Source organism: Streptomyces thermodiastaticus, from assembly GCF_014656135.1.
In the GTDB taxonomy this organism is placed as follows: domain Bacteria; phylum Actinomycetota; class Actinomycetes; order Streptomycetales; family Streptomycetaceae; genus Streptomyces; species Streptomyces thermodiastaticus.
The window spans coordinates 436,130-453,119 of record NZ_BNBV01000001.1; the positions used below are offsets into that span (position 1 = coordinate 436,130).

The following is a 16,990-nucleotide window of genomic DNA, read 5'->3' on the forward strand; positions in this document are numbered from 1 at the left end:
CCGGAACCACCTATGCCGGGCCGCATGCCGGAAAGCAGGCCGATGGCCGTCACCCACCACCCGCCGGGCCGTCTCCGCACCTGGATGCTGAAGGGCCTGTCCGACATGGGCAAGGGCGTCCAGCAGGCCCCGCACGCCGCCGCGGAACACCCCCACCGGGGACAGCGATGGTGGCGGGTGATGTGCCTGACGGGTGTCGACTACTTCTCCACCCTCGGCTATCAGCCGGGCATCGCGGCTCTGGCGGCCGGTCTGCTCTCCCCGGTGGCGACGCTCGTCCTGGTCCTGGTCACCCTCGCCGGTGCCCTGCCCGTCTACCGCAAGGTGGCCGAGGAGAGTCCGCACGGCCAGGGCTCGATCGCGATGCTGGAACGGCTGCTGTCGTTCTGGCAGGGCAAGCTGTTCGTCCTGACCCTGCTCGGTTTCGCCGCCACCGACTTCCTGATCACCATCACCCTGTCGGCCGCCGACGCCTCGACCCACCTGGTGGAGAACCCGCACCTGACCGGGGTCCTCCACGACCACCAGCTGCTGATCACCCTGGTGCTGCTGGCCCTGCTCGGCGCCGTGTTCCTCAAGGGATTCCTGGAGGCGATCGGCGTCGCCGTCGCACTGGTGGGCGTCTACCTCGCGCTGAACGTGGTCGTGGTGATCACCGGCCTGTGGCACGTCCTGACCGCCGAGCACGTGGTCACCGACTGGTCCGGTGCCCTGACCGCCCAGCACAGCAGCGTCCTGGTCATGGTCGGGGTGGCGCTGCTGGTCTTCCCCAAGCTGGCGCTCGGCCTGTCCGGCTTCGAGACCGGCGTCGCCGTGATGCCGCACGTGGCGGGCGACCCCGGCGACACCGAGGAACGGCCGGCCGGACGCATCCGGGACACCAGGAAGCTGCTCACCACCGCCGCGCTGATCATGAGCGGTTTTCTGATCGCCACGAGCTTCATCACCACGTTGCTGATCCCGGCGGCGCAGTTCCAGCCCGGCGGCAAGGCCAACGGCCGCGCCCTCGCCTATCTGGCGCATCTGTACCTGGGGAACGCCTTCGGCACGGTGTACGACGTGTCCACCATCGCGATCCTGTGGTTCGCGGGCGCCTCCGCGATGGCCGGACTGCTCAACCTGATGCCCCGCTATCTGCCCCGCTACGGCATGGCCCCGCACTGGGCACGGGCGGTGCGGCCGATGGTCCTCGTGTTCACGCTGCTCGGTTTCCTGGTCACCTGGATCTTCGACGCCAGCGTCGACCGGCAGGGCGGGGCCTACGCCACCGGTGTCCTGGTGCTGATCTCCTCGGCGGCGATCGCGGTGACCATCTCCGCCCACCAGCGGGGCCGGCGGGCGTGGACCGCCGTGTTCGCGGTGATCTCCACGGTGTTCCTGTACACCACCGCGGCGAACGTGGTGGAACGCCCGGACGGTGTGAAGATCGGCGGCTGTTTCATCGCCGGGATCATCCTGGTGTCGCTGCTGTCCCGGCTGGCCCGCGCCTTCGAGCTGCGGGTGACCGGGGTGACCCTCGACCCCCTGGCGGAGCGCTTCGTCAGGGACATCGCCAGCCGCACGATCCGGTTCATCGCCAACGAGCCCGACCGCCAGGACCGGGCCGCCTATCACGACAAGATCGAGCAGATCCGCGACGACAACGGCCTGCCCGGCACCGAGGACTTCGTCTTCGTCGAGGTTACGGTCACCGACCCCTCCGAGTTCGAGACGGGCCTGTGCGTCCACGGCGGCGTCATGCACGACCGCTACCGCGTGCTCTCCCTGGAGTCCACCTCCATCCCCAACGCCCTGGCCGCCCTGCTGCTGTACGTCCGCGACACCACCGGCCGCATCCCGCACATCTACTTCCAGTGGACCGAGGGCAACCCCTTCCACAATTTCCTGCGCTTCTTCCTCTTCGGCCAGGGCGAGGTCGCCACCGTCACCCGGGAGGTCCTGCGCGAGGCCGAGCCGGACCCGGGCGGACGGCCCCGCGTGCACACCGGTTGATCCTCGCCCGGCCCGGGGCGCGGCGGCCACCGTCCGCGTCCGGCCGGCGGCCGGCCCGTGTCCGCGCCGGCCGCGGCGCGCCCTGTCGTGACGGGCCTCTATCGTGACGGGCATGCAGTCCTACACCATCGGTCAGGCGGCCCGCCTGCTCGGAGTCAGCCCGGACACCGCCCGCCGGTGGGCGGACGCGGGCCGGATGGCCACGCACCGCGACGAGAGCGGGCGCCGGGTCATCGACGGCCGGGACCTGGCCGCGTTCTCCGTGGAACTGGCCCGCACCGGCGACGAGACGGCCGAGACGTCCCGCACCTCCGTGCGCAACGCCTTCCCCGGCATCGTCACCGCGATCAAGCTCGGCGACGTCGCCGCCCAGGTGGAGATCCAGGCCGGCCCGCACCGCCTGGTCTCCCTGCTGACCCGGGAGGCCGTGGAGGAACTCGGCCTGGAGGTGGGCATGGAGGCCACCGCCCGGGTGAAGTCCACCAACGTCCACGTCGACCGCGGCTGACCGTCCACCGGCACGACAAAGGCTGTGCCCCGGCCTCGTGCGCAGTGCACGCAGGCCGGGGCACAGCCCTGTCGCGGGGCGCGGCCACCGCGGCCGCGCCGTCCGTCCGGTGGATCAGTCCTCGTAGGCGTCCGGCGGCGGGCAGGAGCAGACGAGGTTGCGGTCGCCGAAGGCCTGGTCGATCCGGCGCACCGGCGGCCAGTACTTGTCCGCGGCCGGCACTCCGCCCGGGAAGGCGGCCTCCTCACGGCTGTAAGGGTGCTCCCAGGCGCCGGCCAGGGAACCGGCGGTGTGCGGGGCGTTGCGCAGCGGGTTGTCGTCCGCCGGCCACTCGCCCGCGCCGACCTTGTCGATCTCGGCCCGGATCGCGATCATCGCGTCGCAGAAGCGGTCCAGCTCGGCCAGATCCTCCGACTCGGTCGGCTCGATCATCAGCGTGCCGGCCACCGGGAAGGACATCGTCGGCGCGTGGAAGCCGTAGTCGATCAGCCGCTTGGCCACGTCGTCCACGGTCACACCGGTCGCCTTGGTCAGCGGGCGCAGGTCGATGATGCACTCGTGCGCCACCAGGCCACCGGGGCCGGTGTAGAGCACCGGGTAGTGCGGCTCCAGGCGCTTGGCGATGTAGTTCGCGGACAGCACCGCCACCTGCGTGGCCCGCTTGAGACCCTCGCCGCCCATCAGGCGCAGGTACGCCCAGGAGATGGGCAGGATGCCCGCGCTGCCCCACGGCGCCGCCGAGACGGGGCCGACGCCGGTCGCCGGGCCGGCCGACGGCTGCAGCGGGTGGTTGGGCAGGTACGGCGCCAGGTGGGCGCGCACCGCCACCGGGCCGACGCCGGGGCCGCCGCCGCCGTGCGGGATGCAGAAGGTCTTGTGCAGGTTCAGGTGGGAGACGTCGCCGCCGAAGTGGCCCGGCTTGGCCAGGCCGACCAGGGCGTTGAGGTTGGCGCCGTCGACGTACACCTGGCCGCCGGCCTCGTGCACCTGGGCGCAGATGTCCGCGACGTGCTCCTCGAACACCCCGTGCGTGGACGGGTAGGTGATCATGAGGACCGCCAGCTCGTCGCGGTGCTTGTCGATCTTCGCCCGCAGGTCCTCGACGTCGATCTCGCCGTTCTCGGCGGTCTTGACGACGACGACCTTCATGCCGGCCATCACCGCGCTGGCTGCGTTGGTGCCGTGCGCGGAGGACGGGATGAGGCACACGGTGCGCTGCTCGTCGCCGTTGGCCCGGTGGTAGCCGCGCACGGCCAGCAGGCCCGCCAGCTCGCCCTGGGAACCGGCGTTCGGCTGCAGGGAGACCTTGTCGTAACCGGTGACCTCGGCGAGCCGGTCCTGAAGCTCATGGATGAGCGTGAGGTAGCCCTCGGCCTGCTCGGCGGGCGCGAAGGGGTGCAGCTGCCCGAACTCCGGCCAGGTGACCGGCTCCATCTCCGTGGTCGCGTTCAGCTTCATGGTGCAGGAGCCGAGCGGGATCATGCCGCGGTCCAGCGCGTAGTCGCGGTCGGCCAGCCTGCGCAGGTAGCGCAGCATCGCGGTCTCGGAGCGGTGCTGGTGGAAGACCGGGTGGGTCAGGCAGGCGTCGGTGCGCTCCAGCGCGGTGGGCAGGGCGTCCTCGGTGGCCGCGTCCAGCGCGTCGATGTCGCCCTCGGTGCCGAAGGCGGCCCAGACGGCCTCCAGGTGGGCCCGCCGGGTGGTCTCGTCGCAGGCGACCAGCACCTGGTCGGCGTCGACGAAGTGCAGGTTGACGCCCTTGTCCCGGGCGGCGGCGACCACCTCGGCGGCCTTGCCGGGCACCCGCGCGGTGACGGTGTCGAAGAAGGCGTCGTGCACGATCTCCACGCCGCCGGAGCGCAGGCCCGCGGCGAGGATCGCGGCGTAGCGGTGGGTGCGCCGGGCGATGTCCCGCAGGCCGTCGGGGCCGTGGTAGACGGCGTACATGCCGGCCATCACGGCGAGCAGCACCTGCGCGGTGCAGATGTTGCTGGTGGCCCGCTCGCGGCGGATGTGCTGCTCGCGGGTCTGCAGCGCGAGACGGTAGGCCTTGGCACCGTCGGCGTCGACGGAGACACCGACCAGACGGCCGGGCAGGTTGCGGGTGAACTGCTCGCGGACGGCCATGTAGCCGGCGTGCGGTCCGCCGAAGCCCATCGGCACGCCGAAGCGCTGGGTGGTGCCGACGGCGATGTCGGCGCCCAGCTCGCCGGGGGACTTCAGCAGGGTCAGGGCGAGCAGATCGGCGGCGACGGTGACCACGGCGCCCAGCTCGTGCGCCTGGTCGATGACCGGCTTCAGGTCGCGCACCACGCCGGAGGCGCCCGGGTACTGCAGCAGGACGCCGTTGATCTCGCGCTCGGCGACATCGGCCGGGATGCCGTCGCTGAGGTCGGCGACGACGACCTCGACGCCGGTCGGTTCCGCGCGGGTACGGACCACGGCGACGGTCTGCGGCAGGGCGTCCGCGTCGACCAGGAACAGTCCCTTCTTGTTCTTGCCGACGCGCCGGGACAGCGCCATCGCCTCCGCGGCGGCGGTGCCCTCGTCGAGCAGGGAGGCTCCGGAGGTCGGCAGCCCGGTGAGGTCCGCGACCATGGTCTGGAAGTTCAGCAGCGCCTCGAGCCGGCCCTGTGAGATCTCCGGCTGGTACGGCGTGTAGGCCGTGTACCAGGCGGGGTTCTCCAGGACATTGCGCAGGACGACCGGCGGGGTGAAGGTGCCGTAGTAGCCGAGCCCGATCATCGAGGTGAGGACCTGGTTGCGGCCGGCCAGCGCGCGCAGCTCGTCCAGCACCTCCGCCTCGGTGCGGGCGCCGGGCAGGTCGAGCCCGTCGGCACTCTTGATCACTTCGGGGACGGCGGCGGCGGTCAGCTCGTCGAGCGAGCCGTACCCGACCTGCGCGAGCATCTTGGCCCTGGCTTCCTGGTCGGGGCCGATGTGGCGGTGTTCGAAGGGCGTACCCCGTTCGAGCTGCGAGAGGGGGATGCGCTGGGCGGTCATGCGGAGGCCTCCTGGTCTGACGCGACCTTCGAGGGACACCACGGCTCGGGTGTCCCGACGGCCTCCCCCTCTGTCATCGACCTGAGAGCTTCACCGGACTGCCCTAGGGCACCCGGTTTTCACCGTCGGTGAGAGCGGAAGCCGTCGACACCCGCTCTGCTTTCCAGAGTGACCTCGTCCGTGCGGTACAGGGGCCTGAGAGTTTCCGGGGAGGATTTGCTCCTTCGGCGCCTCCGGCGGTCGCCGGGGGACTCTCCCGCACGGGGTCAGCAGCCGCTGTCAGCGTACCAGCGGGCAGGACGGCCGACTCGGGTGGCCGTCCGGCCGATTCTGCCTTTTTGTTGTGCTTACGGATGAGATGCGACCCAGTGGAGGATACGTGCAGAGCGACATCGATCCGCGCAGTCTGATCGGCCGGAGAGCCATCGACCGCAACGGCCGCAAGATCGGCACCGTCCACGAGGTCTACCTCGACGACGCGACCGGCGAGCCGGAGTGGGCGGCCATACGCACCGGCCTGTTCTCCCGTGACGCCTTCGCGCCGCTGGAACCGAGCGAACTGGTGGACGGCGTCCTGCGCATCCCCTTCGAGCGGGCCGTGATCAGACAGGCCCCGGACCTCGGTGTCGGCCGCCATCTCTCCCCCGAGCAGGAACTGCGGCTCTACCGCCACTACGGCCTCGACGTGTCCGCCCCCGAGCCGCTGCCGGACCGGGACTTCGGCAAGCTGGCGGGGTCGGGCTCGGAGGAGACCTGACCGGCGGCTGCCCATCCGGACGGAGCATCCGGCACCGGCCCGGCACCGTGCCCAGGTCCGCCGGTGCGGGTGCCGGGCACCCCGGGAGCCCTCAGGCCGCCGTGCCCCCTCCGAGCCCGGCGTCCTCCGGCGCGCCGGAGGGACCGGTGCACACCAGCGGCAGCGGTTCGGCGGGCTGCAGGGCCGGGTCGTCGACGAGGAACGTGCGCACCCGGCCCGGTGCCGAGTGCGGCGTCTCGAACCGGACGGTGACCCGGCCCAGGCCGCTGCCCTGCACCCAGCCGTGCCCGTACTCCTCGTGCCGCACGTCGTGGCCCGCGCGCCACTGCCGCTCGGCGGGTCCGGACGGCTCCGGGACCGTCTCGTCCGCGGGCTCCTCGCCCGGCGGTGTCCGCTGCCCTCCGGCCGCCTGCGCGAACAGGTCCTCCTGCGTGTAGTCGGCGAGCCCGGTCACCCCCACCCCGAGCAGCCGTACGCCGCCCGTGGTGTCCACCGCGTCCAGCAGCCGGGCGGCCGCCTCGCGCACCACCGCCACGTCGTCGGTGGGGCCGCGCAGGGTCTCGGACCGGGTCAGGGTGGAGAAGTCGTACCGCCGTACCTTCAGCACGATCGTGCGTCCCGACAGCCCGGCCGCGCGCAGCCGTCCGACGCAGCGGTCGGCGAGCCTGCGCACTTCCAGTCCCACCCGCAGCCGGTCGTGGATGTCGACGTCGTAGGTGTCCTCGACGGACACCGACTTCGCCTCCCGCTCGGCCACCACCGGCCGTTCGTCGTGGGCCAGCGCCATGGCGTACAGCGCGTGCCCGTGGGCCTTGCCCAGCAGCCGGACGAGTTCGTCCTCGCCGGCCTCGGCGAGTTCGCCGACGGTGTGAATCCCGGCCCGGCGCAGATGATTCTGGGTGGCCGGGCCGACGCCGGGCAGGGTCCGCACCGGCATCGGCGCGAGCAGGTCGCGTTCGGTGCCGGGCGGGATGAGGACCAGCCCGTCGGGTTTCGCCTGCTCCGAGGCGATCTTGGCGAGCATCTTGGAGGCCGCGAGGCCCACCGAGCCGGTCAGTCCTGTGACGGCCCGGATGTCGGCGCGCAGCTTCCTGCCCACCCGTTCGGCCGAATCCGCGTCCCAGGCGGCCTGGCCGGCTTCCAGGTCCACGTACGCCTCGTCCAGGCTGAGCGGCTCCACCAGCGGCGACAGGGTCCGCAGCAGCCCCATCACCTGCTCGCTGATGGAGCGGTAGAAGGCGAAGCGCGGCACCAGGTAGGCGGCGTGCGGTGCCAGCCGCCGCGCCTGGGCCATCGGCATCGCCGAGTGCACCCCGAAGGCACGTGCCTCGTACGACGCGGTCGACACCACCCCGCGCGGTCCGAGGCCGCCGACGACGACGGCCTTGCCGCGCAGGCTCGGCTTGGACGCCTGCTCCGCCTGGGCGAAGAAGGCATCCATGTCGAGATGCAGGATCGTCGGTGTGGTCCTCACGTGTTAGATGCTGCACCACACCACTGACACCGCGCGGGCACCTGGAGGACCGCGGAAGAGCGGGCCGGGCGGGCGCGGTCAGACGGCCCGGTTGCGGCGCCGGGCCAGCTCGTCGCCCGGGTTGTGGCCGATCAGGGTCTCCCCGGTGTCGATGCGCTCCCCGTGCAGCTGGGACAGCGCGCTCTCCACGTCGCGCCACACCACGCCGACGGCGATCCCGAACACGCCCTGGCCGCCCTGGAGCAGGGCGTGCACCTCGTCGGGCGAGGTGCATTCGTAGACGGTGGCGCCGTCGCTCATCAGCGTCATGCGCTCCAGGTCGCGGAAGCCGCGCTCGCGCAGGTGCTGGACGGCGGTCCGGATGTTCTGCAGGGACACCCCGGTGTCCAGGAACCGCTTGACGATCTTCAGGACGACGACGTCCCGGAAGCTGTACAGACGCTGCGTGCCGGAGCCGTAGGCGGGCCGCACGCTCGGCTCGACGAGCCCGGTGCGCGCCCAGTAGTCCAGTTGCCGGTAGGTGATGCCGGCCGCCGCGCAGGCCGTCGGGCCGCGGTAGCCGATCTGGTCGGACCCCACGGTCGCCGCCCCGGTGCTGCTGCTCGGGGCGGGCAGGGGCCGCAGCGGAGAGTGATCGGCCGCCCCGCCCTGCTTCGGGTATCCCGTGGAGCGGAGCCGGGAGCCCGGGGAAGAGTACGTGCCGCTCTTTCCGACACCGCGTCCGGGAACGCCCCCAGCCGTACCGTCGCCGCTGCTTCTCACGCCGACCTCCGTCCTTGACCTGCCTCCTCGACGGTAGGCAGTCACCGGGGGTGCGTCAACGATCGCCACACTCGGCACGCCGAGTGATAATCACCCTACGAGTGGTTTCTCGTGCCTCACCGCGGGGAAAGGCTAGCCGAATGCCGTCCGGGGGCCGGACGGGCACCCCCGGTCACCGCGTGTGACCACGCGACCGGCGGCGGGCCCCGGAGGTCACTGGTTGCTGGTGCCGAAGTCCTCCGGCGAGATCTGGTCGAGGAATTCGCGGAACTTCTCCACTTCGTCCTCCTGCTCGTCGGGAATGGCGATGCCCGCGTCGTCGAGGACCGTCTCACTGCCGAAGATCGGCGAGCCGGTGCGCAGGGCCAGCGCTATGGCGTCGGACGGCCGTGCGCTCACCTCGACTCCGCTGGCGAAGACCAGCTCCGCGTAGAAGACGCCTTCCCGCAGGTCCGTGATCCGTACTTCGGTCAGTTCCTGGCCGACGGCCTCCAGCACGTCCTTGAACAGGTCGTGGGTCAGCGGTCGCGCGGGGGCCATCCCCTGCTGGGCGAAGGCGATCGCCGTCGCCTCCCCCGGTCCGATCCAGATGGGGAGGTACCGATCGCCTCCCACTTCACGCAGCAGCACGATCGGTTGGTTGGAGGGCATCTCGACCCGGACACCTACGACATCGAGCTCGTTCACACAGCAACCCTAGGCCGACCCCGGGACGTTTGGGTAGTCGGGCCGGGAACGGGACGGTGCTCCGGTCGCGGCGGCGCCGACGGCTCAGGGCAGCCGCACCCCGAGGGCGCTCTGCACCAGCGCGGAGTGCAGCTTCAGGGTCAGTGCGGCCAGCTCCTTGGCACGGGCCTCGGCGTGCGCCCTGGTCTGCGGGTTGCGGTGCCGCCTCAGCGGCGCCACCACCTGCTCGACCAGCCCGGCCTCCCGGTCCGCGGCGGCCTTCATCAACCGCAGGTGCCTGGGCTCGATGCCGAAGCCGCCCAGGGCCCGCACCAGCGAGGCCACGGTGACCGCCTCGGCGTCGTAGACACCGTCCTCCATCGGGGTGAGCAGCCCCCAGGACTCCCACTCCTCCAGCTCCCCTTCCGCGATCTCCGCGGCCTCGAGCAGCTCGTCCCGCCCGATCCGGGCCCCCGGGGGAGCCTCGGGGGGCGTCGGCAGCGGCTCGCCGTCGCGCTGCCGGCCGAGCACCGGCAGCTGGACGGCCTCGCCGCGCTCGACGGCGTCCAGGTACTCGCGGATGACCTTCAGCGGCAGGTAGTGGTCCCGCTGCATCCGCAGCACCCGGCCGAGCCGCTCGACGTCCTCGGCGCTGAACTTGCGGTACCCCGCCGGGGTCCGCCGTGGCTCGACGAGCCCCTCCGACTCCAGGAAACGGATCTTGGAGATGGTGACCTCGGGGAACTCCTCGCGCAGCACGTTCAGCACCGCGCCGATGCTCATCAGCTCGCCGTCCGCGGCGGCGGCGCCGCTGCCGACGCCACCGCTCGGTGTTCGAAGCATGGACCTTCCCTGGGGTCTGGCCGGATGGAGGACTGGCCGGCCGGGCACCGGCAGGTTCAGTAGCCCTGCCGGCTCGCGAAGAAGACCAGCCGGTACTTGCCGATCTGCACCTCGTCACCGCTGGACAGCGCGACCTCGTCGATCTGCTCCCGGTTGACGTAGGTGCCGTTCAGGCTGCCGACGTCGGCCACCCTGAACACGCCGTCCGGACCGCGACGGAACTCCACGTGGCGGCGCGAGACCGTCACGTCGTCCAGGAAGATGTCGCTCTCCGGATGACGCCCCGCCGTGGTCACCTCGCCGTCCAGCAGGAAGCGGCTGCCGGAGTTCGGACCGCGGCGCACCACCAGCAGCGCCGAGCCGGCCGGCAGCGCCTCCACGGCGGCCAGGGCCTCCGGCGAGAGCATCGGCGTCTGGCCGGTGCTCTCCGAGTCGTAGGCCTCCAGACCGGAGATGGAGATCGTCGACGTCGTCTCCGACGCACGCTCCGGCACGGCACCGGGCCGCAGCGGCGCACCGCAGTGGGAGCAGAAGCGGCTGTTCTCCGCGTTGTGGTGAGCGCACCGCGAACACACCAGGGCGGACATGGACGGATCCTCCTGCCGCGGCTGCCCCGCCGGGGCGGGTGACGCGTACGGGTCGCCGGCTAGCCCTCCACCCGTACGTGAGGTTGACGGTTGGCCGAAACCTATGCCGCCGGCCTGGGCAGGGTCAACAGACGCCGCGCCCGGTGTGCCGGAATTGCCTCCGGCCGGCCCCGGGACCTGGTCGCGGAAGAGCGGACGCTGGCCTTCCGCATCGGGCTGGGCGCGGTGGCGGGCGGTCGCGTTGCCGCTGTCCTCTCGCGCGCTCTTGCCGAACAACTTCGCAAACAACTTCACGGGCGATTCCCCTTGACCGAAACAGACCCGCCCGTGGGGCAGGACGAACCCTGACTGCATAGGCCGGTCGAACCGGACATCCTCACAACGTCCGTATCCACCAGACAGTTTCCATCACGCACCGCCGAGCCGGTGCGCCGACCCCCCGCAACCTCATGCCCTCGCCGGACGGTCGTCATGCACCCCCGGGTCACTGGGAGGACGACCGAGCGTAGTCAGGCTGCTTCGCCGCTCGCAAGGCGTCCACGACGATCTTGTCCGACCGCTCGATGCTCACGGTGGCCTGCTCCTTCTCCAGCGTCTGCACCACGCCTCCAGGGATGTTGAGCGCCGGTTCCAGGTCCTGCGGTTTGCCGATGACCTTGAAACGATACGGCGCTTCGATCTTGTTCCCGTCGACGTCCACGTCCTTGCCGGAGTCCGTCAGGTACGTGCTCGCGACCACGCGTACCCCGTTGACCTGGATGGCTTCCGCTCCGGCCGCGCGCAGCTCCTGTATCGCGTCGAGCAGCATGTCCGCCTGGACCGTCCCCTTCGTGTCCTCGATCGTCATGGTGATGCCGGGTCCCTGCGCGGCCACCGTGCCTGCCAGCACGCCGAGTTGCCTCTCCTTCTCGAGCGTCTGCTTCCGGGCCTCCTCGGCCTGGTCGGAGCTGTTCTCCAGCTCCTGACGCTGTTTTTCGAGACCCTGCTTCTCGTCCTCAAGACGCTGTGTGCGGTCGTCCAGTTCATCGAGGATGCGCACAAGATCCTCCTGACGGGCGCCCCGCAGCGCACTGCTGCTGTCACTGGTGGAGGCGACCTGCACCGCCAGCCCGAAGCCCAGGCCGAACAGCAGAACGGCGACGACGAGTTGGTTGCGGGTGAAGCGCGGCGGCCACAGCCCCTGGACCAGGCGCTGCCGGCCGGTCAGCTCGGGCTGCTGTTCCTCAGCGGCACCGACGGGCTCCTCGGGTGCCCGTCCGGGCACCTCCGGGGGCAGCTCTCGGCGCAGCCTGTTCTCGCGGCTCTCGGGTGGTGCGGGCACCGGCTGTGCGCCGGGCAGTTCTTTCGCGTCGCTCATCGTTGTCGTCTCACGCCCGGAAGACGTGCCGCCGGATGGCCGCGGCATTGGAGAAGATACGGATGCCGAGCACGACCACGACGCCGGTGGACAGCTGGGCTCCGACCCCCAACTTGTCGCCCAGGAACACGATCAGCGCGGCGACGACCACGTTCGACAGGAACGACACCACGAACACCTTGTCGTCGAAGATGCCGTCGAGCATGGCCCGCAATCCGCCGAAGACGGCGTCCAGCGCCGCCACGACGGCGATCGGCAGGTACGGCTCGACGACCGCCGGAACCTCGGGCCGGACCAACAGTCCGGCCACGACTCCCACGATGAGGCCCAGTACGGCGATCACGATGTGCCCTTCTCAGTCTTCTGTGCGTTCGGCTGTCCGGACGTCCCGGCCGGCTGTGCGGTGCGCAAGATCACACTCGGTGCGGCGGGCAGCTTCAGGTCGTTCTCCACGGAGATCGCGGTACGGATGCCGTAGTCGTCCTGGAGCGCGTGCAGGTACAGCCCGTCGGCGCTGTTCTGGAACCTGCTGCTCAGCCGCTGCCCGTCCCCCACCGCGAGCACCGTGTACGGCGGCACCAGCGGCCTGTTGTCGACCAGTATGGCGTCTCCCGCGGCCCTGATCGCCGACAGGGCGGTCAGCCGCTGCCCGTTGATGGCGATCGCCTCGGCCCCGGACTGCCACAGTCCGTTGACGACGCGCTGCATGTCCCGGTCGCGCACCCGGCCGGTGTCGGAGAACCCGGACGACACCCGGGGACCGCCGTCCGCGCCGGTGGAGGCCTCCTTGGCGTCGTCGACGACGAGTTCGACGCCCGGCCCGTGCACGGCCGTGGCGCCCGACAGGACTCCCACGAGTTCGGCGCGGGCGTCGCCGCCGCTGTGGCTGAGGGCCTGCCGCTGCCGCGCGCCCACATCCGCGCGCAGCGCGTCGACGCTGCTCTGGAGCTTGTCCGCAAAGGCCGTCTCACGGTCGATGCGGTCGATCAGCTCCTGACGCTCCTTGGCGACCACCGGGGCCGCCTCGCGTGCCTGCGCGGCGCCCAGGGTCACGACCGCGGCCGCCAGCACCAGGCCGCCGGCCAGCCCCAGCCGCGCCCGCAGGGTCTTCGGCAGGCCGCGCCGGCCCGGGTCCTTCTTCCGGGCGGCTGCCTCGGCATAGCCGTCGTCGAGGCTGTGATCCATCACGTTGGTGATCAACGACATGGAGGCGTCCGGACGGGAAGGCCGCGCGGGGGTACGCCGATCGAGGGGTTGCTGCGGCATGCCGCACATCGTCGCACGTGCCGGGCCGTACCTCCGAACGGCCCCACCGGCGTGCCGGACAGGCCCGTTGCAGGGACACTTGTCCGGCACGCGCGTGCTGTCCGTTTGACCGGGACATACGGTCCGTCCGGACGGCCGGCGCACGGGCACCGCCCAGCGCGCCGGCCGTCACCGGTGCCTTGCCGTCAGCGTCCGGCGCTGTCGACGACCGCCGACCACTCGTCGAGCAGGGCCTGGGCGGAGGCGTCGTCCGGTCCCTCGGCCCACAGGTGGGTGACCGCCTCGGCCGGGTCGGGCAGCACCATCACCCAGCGGCCGTCGCTCTCCACGACCCGCACGCCGTCGGTGGTGTCGACGTGCCGGTCTCCGGCCGCCTCCACCACGGTCCGCATCACCAGGCCCTTGACCGCCCACGGCGTGGCCAGGTCCTTCTTGAGGACGTGGGCGCGCGGGATCCGGGCGTCGATCTGGCTGAGCGTGAGCTGGGTGCGGGCCACCAGCCCGATGAGCCGGACGAAGGCCGCCGTGCCGTCGTAGACGCTGCTGAACTCGGGGACGATGAAACCGCCCTTGCCGTCGCCGCCGAAGATGGTGCCCTCCTGGCGGCCGGCCCGTGTCAGGTCGTCCGGCGAGGTGGTCGTCCACTCGACCTGGGTGCCGTGGTAGGCGGCCACCTGCTCGGCGATGCGGGTGGTGGTCACCGGCAGCGCCACCCGGCCGCTGCGCCGTTCCGCGGCGATCAGGTCGAGCATGACCAGCAGCGCCCGGTCGTCCTCGATGATGCGGCCTTTCTCGTCGACCAGCGACAGCCGCTCGCCGACCGGGTCGAAGCGCACACCGAAGGCGGCCCCGGAGGACGCGACGATCTCACCGAGGCGCACCAGGCCCTTGCGGCGCATGTCCTCGGTCTCCGTAGGCCGGGACTCGTCGAGGCCGGGGTTGATGGTCAGGGAGTCGACGCCGAGCTTGCCCAGCAGGCTCGGCAGGACGAGGCCGGCGCTGCCGTTGGAGGCGTCCACGACGACCTTCAGCCCGGACTCGGCGATCCCGGTGGTGTCGACGTTGCGCAGCAGCGAGCCGGTGTAGGAGTCGAAGACGCTGGAAGGGAAGTACAGGTCGCCGATCTCGCCCGGGAAGGCCCGCCGGTACTCCTGGCGTGCGAAGACTCGGTCCAGCTTGCGCTGCCCGGCCTGGGACAGGTCGGCGCCCTGCCCGTCGAAGAACATGATGTCCACCGAGTCCGGCACACCGGGCGTCGTGCGGATCATGATGCCGCCGGCGCTGCCGCGCGCGGTCTGCTCGCGGGCGACGGGCAGCGGCACGTTCTCCAGGTCGCGGACGTCGATGGCGCTGGCTTGCAGTGCGGAGATGACCGCCCGCTTGAGGGCGCGGGCGCCGCGGGAGTGGTCGCGGGCCGTGGTGACGGTGGCGCCCTTCTTGAGCGTGGTCGCATAGGCGCCGGCGAGGCGTACGGCGAGCTCCGGGGTGATCTCCACGTTCAGGATGCCGGAGACCCCGCGGGCGCCGAACAGGTGTGCCTGGCCGCGCGATTCCCAGATGACGGAGGTGTTGACGAAGGCACCGGCTTCGATCGTCTTGAACGGGTAGACCCGCACATTGCCCTGCACGATCGATTCTTCACCGATGAGGCATTCGTCGCCGATGACGGCGCCGTCCTCGATGCGGGCGGCGCGCATGATGTCGGTGTTTTTGCCGACGACGCAGCCGCGCAGGTTGCTGTGCTGGCCGATGTACACGTTGTCGTGGACGACGGCCTTGTGCAGAAAGGCGCCGCTCTTGACGACGACATTGGAGCCGATGACCGTGTGCTCGCGGATCTCGGCGCCGGCCTCCACCTTGGCGTAGTCGCCGATGTAGAGCGGTCCGCGCAGGACGGCGTCGGGGTGCACTTCCGCGCCCTCCGCGACCCAGACGCCCGGCGAGATCTCGAAGCCGTCGAGCTGGACGTCGACCTTGCCCTCCAGCACGTCGGCCTGCGCCTTCACATAGCTTTCGTGGGTGCCGACGTCCTCCCAGTAGCCCTCGGCGACATAGCCGTAGATGGGCTTGCCTTCCTTCATCAGTTTCGGGAAGACGTCGCCGGACCAGTCGACGGGGACGTCGGGTTCGACGTAGTCGAAGATTTCCGGCTCCATCACATAGATGCCCGTGTTGACGGTGTCGGAGAAGACCTGTCCCCAGGTCGGCTTTTCCAGGAAGCGCTCGACCTTGCCTTCTTCGTCGACGATGGTGATACCGAATTCCAGGGGGTTGGGCACCCGGGTGAGGCACACCGTCACCATGGCGCCTTTTTCCTTGTGGAACCGGATGAGATCGGTGAGGTCGAAGTCGGTCAGTGCATCGCCGGAGATCACCAGGAAGGCATCGTCTTTCAGCGCCTCTTCGGCGTTCTTGACGCTTCCGGCGGTACCGAGCGGCTTCTCCTCGTTGGCATAGGTCAACTCCATGCCGAGTTCTTCGCCGTCACCGAAGTAGTTCTTGACGAGCGACGCGAGGAACTGCACTGTGACGACGGTCTCGTTGAGCCCATGCCTTTTGAGCAGCCGCAGCACATGCTCCATGATCGGCCGGTTGGCCACTGGCAGCAGCGGCTTCGGCATGCTCGAGGTCATCGGACGAAGGCGCGTGCCTTCTCCTCCGGCCATCACGACGGCCTTCATGTCGGAAGCGTCCTCCTCCAAGAGACGACGATCTAGCCGACTTCACCCGTTCCGATTGTCCCGCACTTTTTCGAGGCGAGCCATCGGAGCCCGTCACGGCTGCCGGAATGTGCGAGTTCAGTCGGCCATGGCGTCCGCACGGACCAGGCGGCGGACTTGAACCACGTAGAGGACTCCTGCCCACCAATAGAGCGTCGTACCCCATCCGGCGAACGCCCATCCGAAAATAGCAGCGAGTGACGGGATCCATCCACGTCCGTCACTGAGCAACAGCAGGGGGAAGGCGTACATGAGGCTGAAGGTCGCGGCCTTGCCGAGGAAGTTGACCTGCGGCGGCGGGTAGCCGTGGCGCCGGAGCACACCGACGGCCACCAGAAGCATCAGTTCCCGGGCGAGGAGTACCGCGGTCAGCCAGATCGGCAGGATGTCGCGCCAGGTCAGGCCGACGAGGGTGGACAGAACGTAGAGGCGGTCCGCCGCGGGGTCGAGCAGCCGGCCCAGGCTGCTGATCTGGTTCCACCGGCGTGCCAGCTTGCCGTCCAGATAGTCGCTGACACCGCTCAGGGCGAGCACCAGCAGCGCCCAGCCGTCGCTCTCGGGGCCGCCGAACTCAGGCCTGAGAATCAGCCACAGGAAGAGGGGCACGCCGACGAGCCGTGCCATGCTGAGGATGTTGGGGATGGTGAGGACCCGGTCCGTCTGGATCCGGGTCTCCTGGACCTCCACCCGGGAGCCTCCTGGAGGAATGTGACGACATTGCCTCCTGACCTTACCGCAACGCAAAAAAGGCTCTGGCTCCTGGGCTGTTGCTGTTGCCCAGGAGCCAGAGCTCCAAGAATTGTCCGGCGGCGTCCTACTCTCCCACAGGGTCCCCCCTGCAGTACCATCGGCGCTGTAAGGCTTAGCTTCCGGGTTCGGAATGTAACCGGGCGTTTCCCCTACGCTATGACCACCGAAACACTATGAAACAATCAACCAACCAGCCGTTGGCTGTTCATTGCTTCAGAACCAACACAGTGAACGCGAGCACCTGAGGACAAGCCCTCGGCCTATTAGTACCGGTCACCTCCACACGTCACCGTGCTTCCAGATCCGGC

Annotated in this window: 14 protein-coding genes, 1 rRNA gene and 1 riboswitch; of the genes, 3 read left to right on the plus strand and 12 right to left on the minus strand. The window is 70.4% G+C overall.

Annotated elements, in window-relative coordinates:
• The first annotated feature begins 42 nt into the window (after positions 1 to 42).
• Together IE286_RS01950 and IE286_RS01955 are read left to right on the plus strand one after the other, a co-directional pair.
• Complete coding sequence (locus tag IE286_RS01950) at positions 43 to 1,992, plus strand: APC family permease (protein WP_189794820.1); 1,950 nt, start codon at positions 43 to 45, stop codon at positions 1,990 to 1,992.
• 112 nt (positions 1,993 to 2,104) lie between these two features.
• The gene (locus IE286_RS01955; protein ID WP_189794783.1) at positions 2,105 to 2,500 is read left to right on the plus strand and encodes a TOBE domain-containing protein; all 396 of its coding nucleotides are present in this window, start codon (positions 2,105 to 2,107) and stop codon (positions 2,498 to 2,500) included.
• A 114-nt stretch (positions 2,501 to 2,614) separates the two neighbouring features.
• Here the strand turns inward: IE286_RS01955 and gcvP are convergent, their stop codons facing one another.
• On the minus strand, positions 2,615 to 5,500 hold the full coding sequence (gene gcvP / locus IE286_RS01960; protein ID WP_189794784.1) for an aminomethyl-transferring glycine dehydrogenase: 2,886 nt from the start codon (positions 5,498 to 5,500) through the stop codon (positions 2,615 to 2,617).
• A gap of 173 nt (positions 5,501 to 5,673) precedes the next feature.
• Positions 5,674 to 5,769: riboswitch (glycine riboswitch) on the minus strand.
• Between the two features lie 110 nt (positions 5,770 to 5,879).
• Here gcvP and IE286_RS01965 point away from each other — a divergent pair.
• Positions 5,880 to 6,257 carry a PRC-barrel domain-containing protein gene (locus tag IE286_RS01965; RefSeq protein WP_189794785.1) on the plus strand — a complete coding sequence of 126 codons (378 nt, stop codon included), beginning with the start codon at positions 5,880 to 5,882 and terminating at the stop codon, positions 6,255 to 6,257.
• Between the two features lie 91 nt (positions 6,258 to 6,348).
• Here the strand turns inward: IE286_RS01965 and IE286_RS01970 are convergent, their stop codons facing one another.
• The 11 genes from IE286_RS01970 to rrf form a co-directional block, all read right to left on the minus strand.
• The gene (locus tag IE286_RS01970; RefSeq protein WP_189794786.1) at positions 6,349 to 7,731 is read right to left on the minus strand and encodes a DNA polymerase IV; all 1,383 of its coding nucleotides are present in this window, start codon (positions 7,729 to 7,731) and stop codon (positions 6,349 to 6,351) included.
• A 78-nt stretch (positions 7,732 to 7,809) separates the two neighbouring features.
• Positions 7,810 to 8,493 (minus strand): MerR family transcriptional regulator, encoded by a 684-nt coding sequence (locus IE286_RS01975; RefSeq protein WP_189794787.1) that lies wholly within the window; start codon positions 8,491 to 8,493, stop codon positions 7,810 to 7,812.
• Between the two features lie 213 nt (positions 8,494 to 8,706).
• Positions 8,707 to 9,180 carry a bifunctional nuclease family protein gene (locus tag IE286_RS01980; protein WP_189794788.1) on the minus strand — a complete coding sequence of 158 codons (474 nt, stop codon included), beginning with the start codon at positions 9,178 to 9,180 and terminating at the stop codon, positions 8,707 to 8,709.
• Between the two features lie 84 nt (positions 9,181 to 9,264).
• Complete coding sequence (ftsR, locus tag IE286_RS01985) at positions 9,265 to 10,002, minus strand: transcriptional regulator FtsR (protein WP_189794789.1); 738 nt, start codon at positions 10,000 to 10,002, stop codon at positions 9,265 to 9,267.
• A 56-nt stretch (positions 10,003 to 10,058) separates the two neighbouring features.
• A complete protein-coding gene (locus IE286_RS01990) occupies positions 10,059 to 10,943 on the minus strand; it encodes an FHA domain-containing protein (RefSeq protein WP_189794790.1) in 885 nt (294 codons plus the stop codon).
• A gap of 130 nt (positions 10,944 to 11,073) precedes the next feature.
• Positions 11,074 to 11,946, minus strand: coding sequence for a DUF881 domain-containing protein (locus tag IE286_RS01995; protein ID WP_189794791.1), 873 nt, complete (start codon positions 11,944 to 11,946; stop codon positions 11,074 to 11,076).
• Between the two features lie 10 nt (positions 11,947 to 11,956).
• On the minus strand, positions 11,957 to 12,289 hold the full coding sequence (locus IE286_RS02000; RefSeq protein ID WP_006134295.1) for a small basic family protein: 333 nt from the start codon (positions 12,287 to 12,289) through the stop codon (positions 11,957 to 11,959).
• Positions 12,286 to 13,152 (minus strand): DUF881 domain-containing protein, encoded by an 867-nt coding sequence (locus IE286_RS02005; RefSeq protein ID WP_229861911.1) that lies wholly within the window; start codon positions 13,150 to 13,152, stop codon positions 12,286 to 12,288. Before IE286_RS02005 ends, IE286_RS02000 begins: the two co-directional genes overlap by 4 nt.
• Positions 13,153 to 13,397: 245 nt before the next feature.
• The gene (locus tag IE286_RS02010) at positions 13,398 to 15,893 is read right to left on the minus strand and encodes a mannose-1-phosphate guanyltransferase (RefSeq protein WP_189794793.1); all 2,496 of its coding nucleotides are present in this window, start codon (positions 15,891 to 15,893) and stop codon (positions 13,398 to 13,400) included.
• A gap of 117 nt (positions 15,894 to 16,010) precedes the next feature.
• Positions 16,011 to 16,619 (minus strand): cardiolipin synthase ClsA, encoded by a 609-nt coding sequence (gene clsA, locus IE286_RS02015; protein ID WP_189794794.1) that lies wholly within the window; start codon positions 16,617 to 16,619, stop codon positions 16,011 to 16,013.
• Positions 16,620 to 16,733: 114 nt separating this feature from the next.
• Positions 16,734 to 16,850, minus strand: a 5S ribosomal RNA gene (gene rrf, locus IE286_RS02020).
• Between the last annotated feature and the right edge of the window lie 140 nt (positions 16,851 to 16,990).